At 64.9% G+C, this 436-nt stretch carries 1 protein-coding gene; it reads right to left on the bottom strand.

The genetic code is table 11. The features are described from left to right. Nucleotides 1-40: 40 nt before the first annotated feature. On the bottom strand, nucleotides 41-286 hold the full coding sequence (locus C5B91_RS21795) for a PRC-barrel domain-containing protein (protein WP_119713056.1): 246 nt from the start codon (nucleotides 284-286) through the stop codon (nucleotides 41-43). Between the last annotated feature and the right edge of the window lie 150 nt (nucleotides 287-436).

Raw genomic sequence — 436 nt, 5'->3', positions numbered from 1 at the left:
GTGTACTCGTGGATGAACGCGGACGAGTCGAGGACCTGCATCAGCGGGCGACGACGATGTAGTCTTTCACCGCCTGCACGTTCGCGACCGGGACTCGGAGCCGCCCCATCTCGTCGAACTCGAAGTCGACGCGCTCGTGTCTGAGCTGCTCGTGCGGGCTGACGAGGAGGTGGTTCAGCTCCCCCGACTCGAGGTTCATCGTGATGTTGTACAGGTCCCCGAGTTCCGTGCCGTCCGAGCTCATCACCGCCTTCCCGGAGAGGTTCTCCGCGAGGATGTCGACCATACCCGCACGGTTCCGGGCGACGGTATTAAACGCCACGGGGCGTCGGACGGGCGACGGACGCGGACCGGGCGCTCGCCGCCGCCGTTCGTCGCGGCATTTTGAAAGGCTTAACTGACGGCCGGGCGCAAGAGACGGTATAACCTTCTCGGG

It is taken from the genome of Haloferax sp. Atlit-10N (genome assembly GCF_003586325.1).
GTDB lineage: Archaea > Halobacteriota > Halobacteria > Halobacteriales > Haloferacaceae > Haloferax > Haloferax prahovense.
The sequence above is the reverse complement of the archived record's forward strand: the minus strand, read 5'-3'. Positions and strand labels throughout refer to the sequence as shown.